General features: G+C 56.7%; 12 protein-coding genes and 1 pseudogene. 10 read left to right on the top strand and 3 right to left on the bottom strand.

The annotated features are described in order from the left end of the window. Nucleotides 1-194: 194 nt before the first annotated feature. From SE91_RS26095 to SE91_RS36525, 4 genes are all read left to right on the top strand, one after another. Complete coding sequence (locus tag SE91_RS26095) at nt 195-476, top strand: hypothetical protein (RefSeq protein ID WP_061849671.1); 282 nt, start codon at nt 195-197, stop codon at nt 474-476. A gap of 58 nt (nt 477-534) precedes the next feature. Further along, complete coding sequence (locus SE91_RS26090; RefSeq protein ID WP_061849670.1) at nt 535-717, top strand: hypothetical protein; 183 nt, start codon at nt 535-537, stop codon at nt 715-717. Between the two features lie 653 nt (nt 718-1,370). Continuing rightward, nucleotides 1,371-1,577, top strand: a complete 207-nt coding sequence (locus SE91_RS26085) for a cold-shock protein (protein ID WP_061849669.1) — start codon at nt 1,371-1,373, stop codon at nt 1,575-1,577. 597 nt (nt 1,578-2,174) lie between these two features. Then, nucleotides 2,175-3,218 (top strand): alpha/beta hydrolase family protein, encoded by a 1,044-nt coding sequence (locus tag SE91_RS36525; protein WP_156489790.1) that lies wholly within the window; start codon nt 2,175-2,177, stop codon nt 3,216-3,218. A gap of 379 nt (nt 3,219-3,597) precedes the next feature. Here the strand turns inward: SE91_RS36525 and SE91_RS26075 are convergent, their stop codons facing one another. The 3 genes from SE91_RS26075 to gmd all read right to left on the bottom strand — a co-directional run bounded on the left by SE91_RS26075 (nt 3,598) and on the right by gmd (nt 7,155). Further along, nucleotides 3,598-4,221, bottom strand: coding sequence for a MarR family winged helix-turn-helix transcriptional regulator (locus SE91_RS26075; protein ID WP_245318532.1), 624 nt, complete (start codon nt 4,219-4,221; stop codon nt 3,598-3,600). A gap of 920 nt (nt 4,222-5,141) precedes the next feature. Continuing rightward, nucleotides 5,142-6,089, bottom strand: coding sequence for a GDP-L-fucose synthase (gene fcl / locus SE91_RS26070; RefSeq protein WP_061849667.1), 948 nt, complete (start codon nt 6,087-6,089; stop codon nt 5,142-5,144). Beyond that, nucleotides 6,070-7,155 (bottom strand): GDP-mannose 4,6-dehydratase, encoded by a 1,086-nt coding sequence (gmd, locus tag SE91_RS26065; RefSeq protein WP_061849666.1) that lies wholly within the window; start codon nt 7,153-7,155, stop codon nt 6,070-6,072. The genes fcl and gmd overlap by 20 nt, the downstream gene beginning before the upstream one ends. A 693-nt stretch (nt 7,156-7,848) precedes the next feature. Between gmd and SE91_RS26060 the strand changes: the two genes are divergently transcribed. The 6 genes and pseudogenes from SE91_RS26060 to SE91_RS26035 all read left to right on the top strand — a co-directional run bounded on the left by SE91_RS26060 (nt 7,849) and on the right by SE91_RS26035 (nt 15,918). Next, nucleotides 7,849-8,049, top strand: a complete 201-nt coding sequence (locus SE91_RS26060; RefSeq protein ID WP_061849665.1) for a hypothetical protein — start codon at nt 7,849-7,851, stop codon at nt 8,047-8,049. Between the two features lie 27 nt (nt 8,050-8,076). Next, a pseudogene (locus SE91_RS26055) lies at nt 8,077-8,352 on the top strand (hypothetical protein); the annotation flags it as partial. A gap of 2,120 nt (nt 8,353-10,472) precedes the next feature. Then, on the top strand, nt 10,473-11,333 hold the full coding sequence (locus SE91_RS26045; RefSeq protein WP_061849663.1) for an electron transfer flavoprotein subunit beta/FixA family protein: 861 nt from the start codon (nt 10,473-10,475) through the stop codon (nt 11,331-11,333). Nucleotides 11,334-11,374: 41 nt separating this feature from the next. After that, complete coding sequence (locus SE91_RS26040) at nt 11,375-12,655, top strand: dicarboxylate/amino acid:cation symporter (protein ID WP_061849662.1); 1,281 nt, start codon at nt 11,375-11,377, stop codon at nt 12,653-12,655. 1,715 nt (nt 12,656-14,370) lie between these two features. Beyond that, nucleotides 14,371-14,787, top strand: a complete 417-nt coding sequence (locus tag SE91_RS38295; protein WP_502687152.1) for a DUF7694 domain-containing protein — start codon at nt 14,371-14,373, stop codon at nt 14,785-14,787. A 648-nt stretch (nt 14,788-15,435) separates the two neighbouring features. After that, nucleotides 15,436-15,918, top strand: coding sequence for a response regulator (locus SE91_RS26035; RefSeq protein WP_245318531.1), 483 nt, complete (start codon nt 15,436-15,438; stop codon nt 15,916-15,918). Nucleotides 15,919-16,063: the final 145 nt, after the last annotated feature.

The raw sequence follows: 16,063 nt of genomic DNA, 5'->3' as shown, positions 1-16,063 counted from the left end.
CTACAGGATGGCTCTGATTATCAACCCCGGTGCAGAAAGGACGGCTCTTCCCGAAGATGTCGTCAATGAAGGAAAAAAAACCGGTTGCTGAGGGGAGTATCGGATCGGGTTCGATTGGCTGAGTGGCTCGCCGCGCGAATCGGTGAAATCGAGCGCCTTTCGGGAACTATGCCATCAATGGCCGTCCTGGTTACATGGAAGAAGGCGTCGAGCCTCTTGCAAGAGAACGCGACGCGGCCCTCGCAGATCGTAGCCTTAGCGCCGTCGCTTGCGTTCGTGGGCAGAGCGTCGGACAGGACAAGGACATCCGAGTCTTCGACGTGCAGCACATCAATGGCCTAGAGTTCGAGGCCGTGTTCTTTATCGATGGCCTGGCCGATCGATTTCCAGACCTGTTCGATAAGGACCCGTACGTCGGCACGGCCCGGGCGGCGACCTTTCTGGGAAGAACCCGTCAGTGGTTTGGCTCTGCCTGAGGCGATCAGGTCGCTGGCGGAGCATTTCCAAGAAAGTTGCATCTCGTGATCGGAGTCCATGAATCTTGGTAGAGTGGAAGAGTTCGGTGCTACCCTCGCAGGCGCTCGCAAAGTCGGCGTGATGAAGGACCCGACCGAACGATTTATCCGCGCTTTCGAGGAGATCGTGCGTGTGGTCAAACGGACGCGCCGGTACGCCATCGTCACACTCGTTCGAAATCGAAAGCGCTTCAGCGCGTGACAGCTCCTGAGAAGGAACCGCGCTTTACTAAAGTACATCCGGGTGCAGCGTTTGCGACGGCCTCAGGCAAAAGTCGCAGCCGCTCCAGCGCCTTATCACACCGTGGGACGTGTTGGCGTCCTCTCTGGAGTGAAGCTCAATTGAAAGGAAGTGGTGCTCTAGCCGCCGTCAGATCATGCTCGTGCGCAGTTGCCGCCAGGCGGCGCTCCTTGCGAGTGTTGCGTGAAAGCCGGTCAAGATCCGTTCATTGAGCACGACCAAGCGCTCGGCCCCCAGACGCCGGTGCAAGTAGCTGCTTACGATGCTGTCCGATAGCCTCGCAGTCTTTGTTGCGGACTAAATTACAATTCCGTATGCGATTTCCGTTCCGACGAGTACGATGAGGCCCGGTGGGATTTGGAGAGGTGAGCACCTTCCACTCGGGCGTCTTAATGTCGGCGACGGAGACAGCCGTAGCACCTTGCGTCCCGAGTGGCTTCGTCGATATTGATCGTCATTTTGAGTTCTGCGGCCGCTATGATCCCGAGCAACGCGCGCGAAATACGGCGGCGTTAGAATTCGCAGCGTGGGCTCCGGCGACCACACAATGCAGATGACCTTGATACTAGGAGGAACTCTAGCTATATCCCCGCGTTCAATTCGGAGTTACTTTCGTGGCAATAGGTACTGTGAAATGGTTCAGCCCTACTAAGGGCTACGGCTTCATCAAGCCTGACGATGGCGGCGCCGATGTCTTCGTGCACGTTCGGGCCGTTGAAAAGGCCGGCTATACCGAGCTGGCAGAGGGTGCAAGGATCAGCTACGAGATAAGAGCCGGACGTTCTGGCAAAATCTCCGCGGAAAATCTTGGACTTGGATAGTCTTGTTCGCGCGAAACAGTAGGTTCGGCCTTAGCATATCCCCTCGGAGCCGCTGAGGCCGTTTCCTTGTCTGGCGCAGCGAGCCTCGCGTGCCCTGAATAGACAAGACGAATTGTGTGAGTGCGTCATCGCTACGTTGAAGCATGCTGGGCGCTTGCTTTTGGTACGAATGTCGGCACCCTAACGAACAGGAGCGAGAGCCTTCCAAGGGCGGTCTCGCCGAGAACTCTCGAACGCATCAACAATATGACTTTCGGCCGCTCCATTATCTTAACTAACTCGCGCATTAGCTGCGCTTTCGTAGTGGCGCTCGCGCGGTAATGGCGCCAAATTTCATGCGTCTGGCACTTTAGTGAAAAGCAGTTGCTAGGCCCGCTCAAGGTTATCGAGCCTCGGATCGATTCGAGAGGCAGGAGGCCGATGCTCGGTGGGAGGAAAAAATGCGTGCTCTCGCGAGCGAAGGCAGAATTTCGGCGAAACAACGCATAAGAAAGCGAAGTTTCTCATGCGTTGCAAAGGTACCTTGTGCGACGCGTGGAGCTAAGCTGGCGCTAGAGAACCGGCTATCCATTATGATCCGCACAAGGGGCAAATGGGATGGACGGCGCTGCTTGGCCTCAGGTGAGGGGCGATCTTTCATCGACGCGGTGGGGTGCGGCCGCGTTCCTCAACAATCTCGAAGCCGCTTGCACAACCATAAGCCGAAGTGAATGGGCTGTAAGATGGGCTAATATTGGGGACGCCCACCGCCTTCTTGGTGATACGAATATACAGAAGGGGCACCGCGATGAGGCGGCAGAAGATTGGCTATGCGCCCTAATCGCCTTTGAAGTTGCCAGGCGATTAGCTTATGACGACGCTTCGGGAACCGCAAGCATTTCGGGCAGGATCAAAGCCGTCATTCAAAAACTGGGAACGCTGAAACAGAAGATCGAACGAGTACAAATTAATTGCTGCGATCACTTTGAAATCCCAGCCTACTACTTGTCCGCTTGCGGTCCGAATACAAACGCCCCAGCAATCCTTTGCATCAGCACGGAAGAGGAAACAGCAACGATACTGCTCGGAAGGATTTTGCCCGTCGTGATGGATAGAGGCATGTCCGTCCTGGTGATCGCTCATGATGACCTGTCAGACACTCGACGCAGTCAATCGGACATGTTCATGTCTTGCTGTATGGACTATTTATCAACCCGGTCTGACGTTGATGCTACTCGCATTGGCGTCTACGGAGACGGGCTGTCCGCTCCCCTGGCAACCGACCTCGCCGTATTTGACGATCGTGTCGCTGCCGCTGTCTGTGATGGCGGTCTCTGGAACCTAGCTCGCACGTTGGCGTCGGTCGACTGGCTTACTCGAACTGCAGATGCACCCGACGAAGAAGTGGTCTCAGCCCGTCGCTTGCGAGTGGTCCGGCGACCGAGATGGCCAGTTCTCGTGGTGGCCGGTGGGCGCGGTATCGTCAGTGCTGCGGAAGCGATGAAACTACTAGTCGATGACACCCCAGATCTGCAGTTGGCCATACCGAGGATGATCACGACGGACGGAGACGAGGTCGAAAATTTTCTGACGGCCGACGACCGCATCTTCGGGTGGCTTGAGCATAAGCTTGTGCTGAATTCGCCCTCGAGCAATTGTTAAGTTGCACGAGCGGAAGCCTCTGTGATTCGCGGCGCTGCTTTGGCGATCATGCCGTAGACGGCGTCTCATCAATTTCTGTTCCAAATCTCAGGCCAGCAGCCGCTATTGAGCTCGCCGCTGAATTTGTCTTGCAACCAAACTTGCCGCAATTTGACTGTGGCCTCGAGCGCATGGCCGCCGATAGCCGGAACAAGCTCGTTCCGCTTGTAGAAGGTTGCTTAGGTAAGTAACCCTTGAGCCTTTTGCCAAATCAATTGCGCTGCCACGCCATGCTCGCGGGACGCTTCGTGCCGTCATGAGATTGCGGGGCAGCGCAAGGGTCTCCGGGAGTCCAAGCGGTGCCAAGCGATCGAGCTGTAATGCTTGCACAGGACGTGATTTACAAAATCCCGATGCTGAGCTTTTGAGATGCCAACCGGCTGTTTTTGGCGATTAGCACTAGCCGTTTGTTGACGTAGTGAAGAGCCTCCTCGTCGAGTCCTTCAAGCATGGTGGAGTTGAGGGATTGTCTTTTGATTGACAGCTTCCTGACTTCCGCCTGCGCCTTTTGGGTCAGTGATATCCGCAAGTATCTCGCATCTTCGGGCGAGGTCACGCGAGAGAGGAGCTCCATTGTTTCGAGTCTCTTTGTTTGGTTGGTAACGAAGGCGGGATGAATTCGGAGCTTATTCGCAACCGCTGTTCCAGAGACCCCGTTGCCTTCATCGAGTTCGACGATGGCCATCAAGATCAGCCACTGCGCCTGCGTTATGCCTAGTAGCTGGGCCCAACTCTTGTGTATTTCCTCGAGTTGGGAATGGACCTCGACGATATTCCAGATGAAGTCATTGACGGCTCTATCGAGTTGTTCTTTCACTTGCATGTTTGTTTTACCCGGCAGCTCAGGTTGGCCGATATGCGCACAGTCGATGTTCACTCCGGCAGAAACGTAAGTATCCTTGTTGGGCCACCAAAAAAAGAGCTCACACAACACACTCGCATCAAAAACAATTGAGACGTGCAATTGATCTCAGAGTGCATTGACGTTGGATATCGAACAGATGTCAACTTTGTGTCTAAACGTAATTGGGGCGGCCGTTGTCCTCCTGCCGATGTACTTATCCGCCCAACTGGCTTCGTCCACTGGATCGTCTTGCGATAGAATAATGTTGCTCTTATCGAGACGCGTGAATTCCGATATGATAAACTGATCTTGAGTTTGCCGTGCGGCAGTTCTGGCGAAATTTCTATGCTTCAGCCGCCTGCTGTCTGCGAACAGCAGTTCAAGAGAATGACCTTACTTGATAGTTTTTGCTTCAAGTCTCCGACGAGCATGCTGACAACGGCTGCGCGTTCTAATCGTTGTCATCCTTAGGACATGACGCGTTTCTAAAATATAAGCTGCGCAGCGACTTATCCCTTAACAAGGCTAGGGTGAAGGCATGCGGCGCAGGTCGTGCTGCGGCCGCTCGGGAATCTTGCCCGTCGTGTGGCGATTTGTTGGGCTCGTAGGTTCCCGCGCATCCAGCAAAGGCACAGCTTGAAATGGTGACGCCGGCTTTGTCCGTTCAGCTCTAGTCTACCGTGATGATCAAGAGCGAGCGAGTGCGTTGGGAGGCTCTTTCCAAGCAGGCGAGATCGGTGCGCGGAGACAGGAAGCCTCACTCGATCGTCTGAGTGATCTGGTGTAACGTCACTATCGCAATGCACACGTTCATCGCGATTGCGCATAGAGTCGCAGGCCAAGTGCGTGGCACAAAATTGGCTGCGTTGACGGCTCAGATCTCGTCGGGTCGCGCTCCGAGAAATCGTTATTCGAGAGGTTACCTCAGTCTGGATCAGAATCGCCATGACATGAACGCTTACCAGCAGCGGAGGATCGCGGTATGCCAAAAAGAGTTGCGGAAGCGAACGCCGAAGACGAGCCCTTAGGCGCAATCATCTTCAGTCCTCGCCTAATGTCAGAAAGGCGTGGTAAGCCTGCTGGATACCGTCCTTCAGGGAAGTTTTCGCGTGCCAGCCCAGCTCTGCGAGACGGCTGACGTCGAGCAACTTACGCGGCGTACCGTCGGGGCGAGAGGGATCGAACGCGATCTCGCCTTGATAGCCAACAATCTCCGCCACAAGCCGGGCGAATTCTGCAATCGTTATGTCTTCGCCGGTTCCTATATTGATCAGCTCCGCGCCCGAATAGGTCTTCATGAGGTGGACGCAGGCATCCGCCATATCGTCGACATAGAGAAATTCGCGACATGGTGTGCCGGTGCCCCACACCAGGACGCGTTTTGCACCAGAGACCATGGCTTCATGAAAGCGGCGGATCAGAGCTGCGACCACATGGCTATATTCGGGATGGTAGTTGTCGCCGGGACCGTAGAGGTTGCTCGGCATCACGCTGATGAAGTCGCTTCCGTACTGACGGCGGTAGGCTTCCACCATCTTGATGCCGGCGATCTTGGCGATCGCGTAGGGCTCGTTGGTCGGCTCGAGCGGGCCGGTCAGCACCGAATCCTCGCGCAAGGGCTGCGGCGCCAGTTTTGGATAGATGCAGGATGAGCCAAGGAACATCAGCTTCTCCACCCCATTCAGATGCGCGGCATGGATGACGTTCGTGGCGATCGCGATGTTGTCGTACAGAAAGTCGGCGCGCAGCGCGTTGTTGGCGACGATGCCACCAACCTTGGCGGCAGCCAAAAATATCACCTGTGGCCGCGTCTTGGCGAACCAGCCGAACACCTTCGCCTGGTCGCGCAGATCGATCTCGTTTCGCTCCACGGTGACGAGCCGCACCTCCTCCTGTGCAAGCCGACGCGCGAGCGCGCTGCCGACCATGCCGCGGTGGCCGGCCAAATAGACTGTCTTCCCTTTCAGCTCAAACGGTGCGCTTGCCATTTTCCGCTTCCCGTTTCGCCTCGGCAAGATCGCTCGCGACCATCTCCTTCACCAGTTGCGCAAAGCTGCGCTTTGGCTTCCAGCCAAGCTGTTCGCGCGCCTTGCTGGCGTCTCCAATGAGAAGATCAACCTCCGTCGGCCGGAAATAGGTTGGGTCGATCCTGACCACAGTCTTGCCGCTCTTGGTATGGATTCCCGTTTCCTCTACGCCCCTGCCACGCCATTCGATGCGATGACCAACCTCCGCAAAGGCGAGCTCGACCATCTCCCGCACCGACCGCGTCTCGCCGGTTGCGAGCACGAAATCATCGGGCGTTTTCGCCTGCAGGATCATGTGCATGCCTTCGACGTAGTCGCGTGCATGCCCCCAGTCGCGCTTGGCTTCGAGGTTGCCAAGATAAAGCGTATCCTCAAGGCCGACCTCAATGCGCGCAACGGCGCGAGTGATTTTGCGGGTAACAAAGGTCTCGCCGCGAATTGGGCTTTCGTGATTGAACAGAATACCGTTACTTGCGAACATGCCATAGGCTTCGCGGTAGTTCACCGTGATCCAATAGCCGTAAAGCTTTGCCACACCATAGGGCGAGCGTGGATAAAACGGAGTGCTCTCCTTCTGGGGGACTTCCTGAACCAGGCCGTAAAGCTCGGATGTGGACGCCTGGTAGAAGCGCGTCTCCTTTTCCAGACCAAGAATCCGGATCGCCTCGAGCAGGCGCAGCACACCGATCGCGTCAGCGTTTGCGGTATATTCTGGGCTTTCAAAGCTAACGCCGACATGGCTCTGCGCGGCCAGATTGTAGATCTCGGTCGGCCTAATCTGCTGGACCAAGCGGATCAAGTTGGTCGAATCGGTCATGTCGCCGTAGTGCATCAGAAACGGCACATTGCCGGCATGCCGGTCCTGATAGAGATGATCGACGCGCGCGGTGTTGAAGGAAGATGACCGCCGCTTGATGCCATGCACGACATAGCCGAGCGACAGTAGATATTCGGAGAGATAGGCGCCATCCTGCCCGGTCACGCCCGTAATCAGCGCGACCCGCTGTTGAGAGTTCTCGTCAGTCAAATTCTACCCTATGCAAACGAACTGATCAGTTTTCCGTCCCCCACGCTCACCAACCGGTCGTACGTATCCGGCCGGAACTCTGTTCGAGAGGCAAAACCGACGCGGTAATAAACAAAAGGCTGCCGAAGGACAGTATACGCTAGTATAGACGCTTACGACAGTTTTGCCGAGCTTGTAGCCGCTTCGTAGTGTTTGGCCATGCCGAAGTTTCGTCACAGTCGCTACGACCGTGCCGCCCGGCCGTAGATGCTCTCCCGTTTCTACTCCTATCGGCAATCGCAGGCTCGTCACCACTGTTAGCTCGGCGCCGCAATCTCCATAGCCAAAAAGATAGATCGATATCGTGAGGATCACGGTCAGAGCGAGCCAACGAAATCCGTCGAAAAAGGCAACCAGGCGCGGAAATAATGCGCCGATGTAGGGCCCCTTGCATCAATCCAATTGGAAGCCTTGCCTACCACCCAGCGAGAACCCCAACCTTTTGCACGCGCCTCTCTGCCGGTAGCTGGAGAGAATGAGGCGGCGAAGCGGCGAAGGCGACGGGAGCAGCGTGTCGATCGCGTGATTCGCATAAGAAGTTGGGGGCCAGGCGTGGATGAAGCAGTAGTAGAAGCGATGTCGTGATCTAATCCCACTTGAATTTCGGACCCCGCGATCTGATTATCATGGTCACGAGGGGAAGGGGGATCTCCAATGTTGGATGCCGCTACCGCCGAGCTTCTGCGCGCTGTCCTCGACGAGGTCTGCGCGAGCATTTCCCGCTATGAAACAGGCGTCCGCGCACATGTTGCCGCTAGGCTTCTCGAAGCCGCCACTAGAGGTGAAAAGACGCCCAGCCGCCTCAAACAGATCGGCGTCGAAGCGCTTCGCGAAGCACCGACCATGTGGCGGTAGGTGCGGACAATATGATGTCTCACTCAGGTGAATTTCCAAGTTACCGTCCTAAAGATCCTTGTGAGTTATCCGAGCGGCTTCGCATCGATGGCGGAGCTTAAGCGCGACGTGGCGATTCTAGCGACGAGCGGTCCAGAGTGGGCCGAACGCACGGCGAGAATGGCCGCCCGCGTCCCGAGCCTTGATATTTTTTCCCACAAACTCATTGAACGGGCGAACGGTGGCTGGCGTATCACTGACGAGGGCCGTGCCGTCCTCGATCTGATGGAGGCGCGACACGTCGCTGCGCAGCTTCCGCCGGAAACGAACGAATCTGGCTCCGAGCAAGGAGAGACCAATCACGAATAGAAGAATTCGAGCCGGTGGTGTGAACGCTAAATTCAGCCGCGTGGGAAAGTTGCGTCCTAATGTCTCACTTCTATGCTCTCTGCTTATGCTTTCGGCCCCGATAGGTCGCCGCGCCTTGTCCTTCCCGCTGACGGGGGATGGTGTAGCGCTCAGTTTTGCGGTCTCTACAGAGGCCGTCGGAATTGCCTGATGCGACAGTTAAGAAAAGCAACCGAAACCATCGAATGATCCGACCTGTGCGGTGTCCGGCCGCCTTTTTTGGCTGCGCGCTCGGGCCTTACTACCTAGAGATTTGACCAACGTTCTCGGATCTACTCAACGCTCTGACCGAGACTCTGCGCCCGTCTTGCATCGAAATGCGCGTGAAAACGCCAATCAGGGACTGGGGAGCGATTCGCGGCGCCTCTCGCGTCAAGTATTCCTGTTTGTGTTCGGGGCGTGTTCATGCGATCGCACCCTACTTGGATTTCCCGATCAAGCCTCAGCCGCGCCCATTATGCGAACGATGAAACATAGCAGAGCGATTGAGGCGGCCCACAGCGCGAGGTATTCCCAGCAAGACGACTCACGCTCGGACGTCTCGCGTGCGATGGCAGCAGCCAAGCCACCCAAGCTCATACCGGCCATGACGACTACGAATAAATCAATGGCTTCCATACGTGCTCCGTTCAACCAGGCGTGCAAATGTAGCCATCGTATCTCCAGCTGCCTGTTGGGCATCCTGCGTCTGCGCTCGAGCGGTCGTCTTGAGGTTGAGCGTTGGGTTCGCTCCAGGGAGGGCTGATTGCGCGTTGTCATCGATACAGCGCCTAGCCCTCTAGGTTTGATTGGAGGGCCGACGGATCAGTGTGAGCGCACCGCGGTCGATACTCGGGACAAGCAGGAAAGCAGGATCATGCGAACGCCCACACAACGGGCTAAGGAAAATCTGACTATGCAGACGAGTTCACCCGGTCGAAAAAGCCCAAGTGTCCAATCCTTGTCAGCATCATTTGCTTTGCGGTCCCCGAGAAAGCGGCGCGTCGTTAGCGTTGCTATAGAGCTGAGATTCGCGGACTTAACCGAGAAAGCGACTTCGTTGAACCATCCCTACAACTTGACGTCACGTACGATTCAATTCCCCAAATCGTTCGTGAAAGGTTGTCCAACGACAATTCGGGCGCAGGCACAATCCTGAATCGCTCGCGGCATCCTGTTGCACGATCACCGGTCGGCCGCTATTTGCGATATGATGCTTGCCTACCCAGCTTGCCGACACGCAGCTCTTGAGCGACATCAATGCGCATTAAGAGCGCTTCCATCTACGGTGCATATGTAGCCGAACAACCGTCCCTCTCGGGTTGCTGAGGCTATGGGCTCGGACTGCTGCGCAGTCCGGGCCCACCGCTTAGGAAAATCTGCATGGACGGCACGTTGCTACTGAGGACAGAATTGCTCCTTGGTGCCCGCCGGCACACGAGCTGATTCGAAAAGCAGCAAGCATTTCTGATTGAAAAGCTGCGGGTAGACGATTGCCGGGGTGCCAGGCTGTTGCCAAACCTACGTGGGAGACCGCAGCCAGTTGTTGGCTTGGTGACAATTCGAATGACTTGATGCTCAGAAAAGCTGCCCCTTGAGGATGCTCGTGCGAATTGCTCGACAAAGCAGCGATGCGGCACGCTACTTGCTTTGTTCAACGTAGCATCGCCACCGAGCCTGGTGATGCAGGGGCTGGCCGGCGCACCCCTGCTCGTCCGTCAGGCCCGCCCTGTTCAGCTCTGTGAGTCAGAGACTCGCATCGGCGTGGCGGCAATACAAAAACTTGAGACGGCCTAAGATTGAAGGCCGCCCGAAGGGATAGTCGAATGAAACGCCTGGACCAAACGCAGCCGCAGTATCGCTTGTTGCATACGGGCCTCGACATGCGGAGACCATTGTCCGGTCTGCGACGTATCGTCGGCATTGTTGCGTTGCTGCCACCAAGCCTGGCCTTCGCTTAGACAGCGCCAATCCAACGTCTGATCCGGGATGTCCGTCTCCCGGTCTGAGATCTGGCATTTTATCTCAATTCCTCACAGCTATTGGAGAAATAGCCGATGCACATCGTCGTCTGCATAAAGCAGGTTCCGGACTCCGCGCAGATTCGGGTCCATCCCGTAACGAACACCATTATGCGCCAGGGCGTACCGACAATCGTCAATCCTTTCGATTTGTTTGCGCTCGAGGCCGCCATGGAGCTACGCGATAAGTTTGGCGGCGAAATCACTGTTCTGACGATGGGCCCTCCAGCCGCCGAAAGCTCGCTGCGAAAAGCGCTGACCTTTGGTGCAGACCGCGCTGTGTTGCTCACCGATCGTGTTTTCGCAGGCGCTGATACGCTGGCGACGACTTATGCGCTAGCGGCGGCCATTCATAAGATCGGAGAAGAGTACGGCCCGCCAGACCTCATATTCGCTGGTAAGCAGACGATCGATGGCGACACCGCGCAGGTTGGGCCGGGTATTGCCAAGCGGCTTAGCGTAGTTCAGCTCACTTACGTCGCCCAGATCACGAGCCTGGATCTCGAGGCCCGCGCAATCGAGGTGGAGCGACGTTCGGAAGGCGGCGTACAAGTGCTGCGTACAAAGCTTCCATGTCTCATCACCATGCTGGAGGCGACGAACGAGATCCGGCGAGGTGGAATGATCGATGCGCTGCGCGCCGCACGTACTGACATCGTAAAATGGAATGCTCACGATGCGGGCATTGCAGACATCTCGAAATGTGGTCTTAAGGGCTCGCCGACTATCGTCAAACGCGTTTTCGCCCCCTCCAAGCGCGAGGAGAAGGCAATGCTGGTCGAGGGTGCCGATCAACCTGTGTCGGCATTAATCGACGCAATTTTCAAGCACCGGCCGAATCTTGAAACTGAACTTTCAGCCCTGGCGTACGCTTCCGACGCGAGCTCGGAGTGCTGAGCCTGAAATCTCTTTCGACTTTTCGCGTCGTTGTGTCGCCCATGAAGCCTTGGTACAAGATCCTGTATGCCCAGGTGCTAATCGCCATCGTGGCGGGCACCGTCGTCGGCTGGCTATGGCCCTCCGTCGCCACCAACGACTGGGTCAAGGCAATGGGCGACGGTTTCGTCAAGCTGATCAAGATGGTGATCGCCCCGATTATCTTCTGCACCGTCGTCTCCGGCATCGCCCATATTCAGGACGCTAAGAAGGTCGGTCGCATCGGCGTCAAGGCGCTGGTCTATTTCGAGATTGTCTCGACCTTCGCGCTCCTGATCGGGCTTCTCGTCGGCAATCTCGTCAAGCCCGGCGCAGGCTTCGGCAGCGCCGCGGCGAGCGCGAATGCGGTCGCCAACTACGCCAAGCAGGCCGAGGGACAGAAGAGCGTCGACTTCATCCTGCACATCATTCCTGACACCGTGGTCGGCGCCTTCGCGCAGGGCGAGATCTTGCAGGTGCTGCTGTTCTCGGTGCTGTTCGGCTTCGCCATCATGGGGCTCGGCGAGCGCGGCCACACCATCCGCAACTTCATCGATGATGCCGCCCATGCTGTGTTCGGCGTCATCTCGATTGTGATGCGGGCAGCGCCGATCGGGGCGTTCGGCGCGATGGCATACACGATTGGCAAATTCGGTACCGGCGCGATTCTCAACCTGATAGGTCTGATCGCGACGTTCTACCTCACTGCCGCATTGTTCGTGTTCGTTGTGCTCGGCAGCATCGCGCGGTTCGCCGGGTTTTCGATCTTCAAGTTCCTGGCCTACATCAAGGACGAGCTGCTGATCGTGCTCGGCACCTCGTCGTCCGAGAGCGCGCTGCCGTCCTTGATGGAGAAGCTCGAACGGCTCGGCTGCTCGAAGTCGGTGGTCGGCCTCGTGGTGCCCACGGGTTATTCGTTCAACCTGGACGGCACCAACATCTACATGACGCTCGCGACGCTGTTCATCGCGCAAGCGCTCGGCTTCGATCTGACCTTAGGTCAGCAGATGACAATTCTGGTCGTGGCCATGCTGACCTCAAAGGGGGCATCCGGCATCACTGGGGCGGGCTTCATCACGCTCGCCGCGACACTGGCGGTGGTCGATCCGCGGCTCGTGCCCGGCATGGCGATCGTGCTCGGCATCGATAAATTCATGAGCGAATGCCGCGCGCTGACCAATCTCTGCGGCAACGGCGTGGCCTGCGTGATCGTTGCCTGGTGGGAAGGCGAACTCGACCGCAAGAAGCTAAACGGGCGCTGCCACAATCGATCCCAAAAGCATCAAGAAATCAGGTTAGATTAGGGGCGTTACGCATCGAACATTGGGATAACAAAAGGGCACAAAAGGGCACGAGACGGCAATCCGGGCGGCTGACGAACTGGGCATGACCGGAGGGTCACCCACCGATTCGAATTTCGCTGCCAAACCAAGATGCCAACGGATTTTCGAAAGCCGGACATAGCCGCTTTCTTGTAGCGGACATCGGCCGCTAGCCGCAACCGAAGGGTATCTTGAAGAGGCGTCATCATATGCAGGATGCGCAACCATCTATGCGGCGACACAGTTGCTTTGCTACGGCGCCGCATCGAGACGAGCTATTTGGAGATGTGTTGTTAGCGCGTCAGCGTCTGCCGAGCACCGAACATCCTCAATGTCCCGAGATAGCGTGAGTGCGCCTCCCCTAATAGCTGCTATGGCCGAAAGATCTGGAATCTGACACTCAAGTTCATTCAGGCGTTGGTTGAGGACTTCTAGCTGACTCTGAAGTCTCTCAATGTCCGTATCTCGGCGTGTTGTTGGAGATTTAATAGACCAGACACGCCGCGCTCGCATAAGTCGTCCCCTTTTTAGCTCGCGCTGTATTTTAACGATGTTTCGTGGCCGAATTGGGAACTGCTCGTCGAATGCCTAGCGCTTTGAAGTCCCACTAGACCCGCTTGTATCTGCCATCTTCGCAGCCGCTACCGTCGTGTGGACGGGCAAGCTAGGGCTTCGCCAAGCCAGCCGGTCTGGCTGGTCGTGAATAAGCGTTGGGAATGGCTTGAATCTGACGCTGCGTTAGGTTGTAGGGTGGGAGACATTCGCGATCGGCTTACGCGCCAATAGGTGGGGCAAGTGGTCGGCGCTCGGAGGAGAGTTGACCGGCTGTGGGGGATCAAACACGTGTCAAGAGCGTTCAAATCAATGCGCGATGAACGGTATAAGCGAGATCAAGGTAGCTGTGGTCGGAGCGCTCGTATCGAAGCGCCCGTACGCGGACCCCAAGGGTGGAAGGAGCCCTTGAGGTCGGACGCGGCGCGTCCGTCTCGCTGGGGCGGATGCTTGGCGACCTCGGTAGGCTCGGCAGAATGAAGATAGGACCGTGATGGCACCTTCGGATTGAGTAACGACCGTTGGTCGCCTGCGCCATGTCCGCCGCTTTCTCGAAAGTCTGCGGGATGTCTTGGTCTTATCGAACGACGGCCGCGCCGAACATATCGTCCTACCGGATAAGGGGCGCTAGTAGGGCAATCGCACCCCACGGGCCGCTCGGAGATTCGCGGCGAACTTACAACGGAGCTAGGCGTTAAGGTCACCGCTGATCGCTTATCGGCGAGCGAGTGCCTTGATGCTTGTGCTTGGGAAGCTCGAAGCGACGTTCAAATCGTAAAAATCGAGAAGCCAACACAAGTGCGGCAAACTTGGCATTCCCTGTCGCTGCATTTGGGCGTCTCTGCCCAGTTTCTACGCGATCGCGCATTGATCCAATTAGGACGAGTACGACAGAGCAGCTGGGACAACGGCGCATCGCGATTGATGATTAAAAGTGAACGAATCAGGAAGCAGAATGGTCTTGTCAGTCAGGAAAGGTGCGCAGCTTGAGTCCAGGCAGGACGTCCTGCCACATCCGCTTGTAGATCGAGACATTAGAAGAAAAGTACAGGCATCGCTCGTCAGTGCTCGTCTGACGCGAAGGATGCGTCTGAGCGCGACGTGATAAAGTCAGAGCGGTGTATCTACGCGGCAAAGGAGGTAGCATGAGAGCGCAAATTGGGGACCAGCTCGAGGGCGGTCGTGTACGATATGGACAATTCGCCAGCGCACCGGGATCAGGACCTTGCGGTCTCTTCATTGTGCAGGGGCCTTGCGGCTGTGAACTAAAGATCATTTCACTACTCCATGCGCGTTGGGAACATGTCTCCGTGTCGATACCGCGGCGCTGTCCGAATTGGCAGGAGATGTGCTTCGTCAAGGATCTGTTTTGGGATGGGGAAGAGTGCGTCATGCAGCTTCATCCGCCTCGGTCCGAATACGTGAATAACAACCGTTACTGTCTGCATCTTTGGAGGCCGACTTGTCAGGAAATTCCAACGCCACCTTCGGGGCTCGTTGGCATAGTCGGGATTGGTCCATCTGAGGCAGCGAGCTTGGCGGCACAAATACGGGTCGGATGACCCCGACGCATGGTAACTGTGTTGAGGGAGCTCGCCCGATCAAGGGTTGAGGCCGCTTATCTTCCGCGGCAAGTGCGCCGCATGCGGGTCCGCGGACAGGAAGCATAGACGGTTACATCGATCTATTTTGCCCATCTCAGGAACTGGGCGTGGATACATAATCCGTCGCGCTGGCGCACCGCGCTTGCGGTCATTCGCCGGTTTTTGCCGGGGATGCGAACCCATCCAACGTTCAGATATGTTCTATCGATACAATCGATTTTACGAGCCGCTGAGAACAGCGGATAACAAAAGTCACTCCAAGACTCGAATTCCGGTCTATCGGGATGGCACCGAGAAGAATTCTGAGGGGCGCCTCGAGCGTCGAGGGCGGTTGCCCATTAGGGCAACGTCTTCTCGGCGGCTTGCGTAAACCTGCGAGAGACGCGTGGTCCCGCCGTCAGCAAACCTTCGTATAGATGTTGCAACCATTTCGATGTCGGCCACCTACTTCCGTTCGATTGAACCAACCATGCGTCCCGTCCTAGCCTCGCGGCGAAGGCGAGAACTGCCGATTGCAGGTGTTAGATGTTGCTTCAGAAGGATCGAGTGCCGTGCGGTCAGCTCGCGCCGAAAATGCAAAAGAGGTCGTTCCTAGATCTAGTCCGAATGGCCCATACGCTCGATATCATTTCCGTCGTGTGCAATGATCCGTCGGTTTTTGAGCCGCTATTGCAGGTGCTCATTTCACTTGGCTGCGTGCCAGAGCTCTTCCAGAGTGCCGATGAGTTCCTGAACTCGAAAAGCTCCATCAGCACATCTTGTTTGATCGCGGACGTGGATTTACCGACCGCAAATCCGCTCGAACTGTACGAGCGGGTCATCGCATCCGGAATCTCAATTCCCACCGTTCTGCTTGTGGCCGAGCCCGACGACGACAACTGTGCGCGCGCGTTGCAAGCCGGCGTGTCACATCTCCTGCGTAAGCCGCTCAACAATAGCGAACTGCTCGCGTGCATCAACTCCACACTCAAAGGCGGAACGACGCTTCGAACGCGCTTTGAAAATCGTCGCGCGCCGCTTGGAGACGCCATGGTGCGGGAGCCAGTTGAGCCCGCTCCTGGTAACGGCGAAGGAGTTGAGGGTTCTTAAATCAGCCAGCTCAAATCGTTCTGGGAGCAACGATCCCGCCTTTTCCAGCGCATTGAAGGCGATCAAACGCAGTGTGCCATAGCGTCGGCCGATAGTCGCACGGCAGGAGTCTCACGTGCATTAGCTAAACGAGAGGTCTAATTTA

The organism is Bradyrhizobium sp. DOA1 (genome assembly GCF_001593325.1).
GTDB lineage: Bacteria > Pseudomonadota > Alphaproteobacteria > Rhizobiales > Xanthobacteraceae > Bradyrhizobium.
The sequence above is the reverse complement of the archived record's forward strand: the minus strand, read 5'-3'. Positions and strand labels throughout refer to the sequence as shown.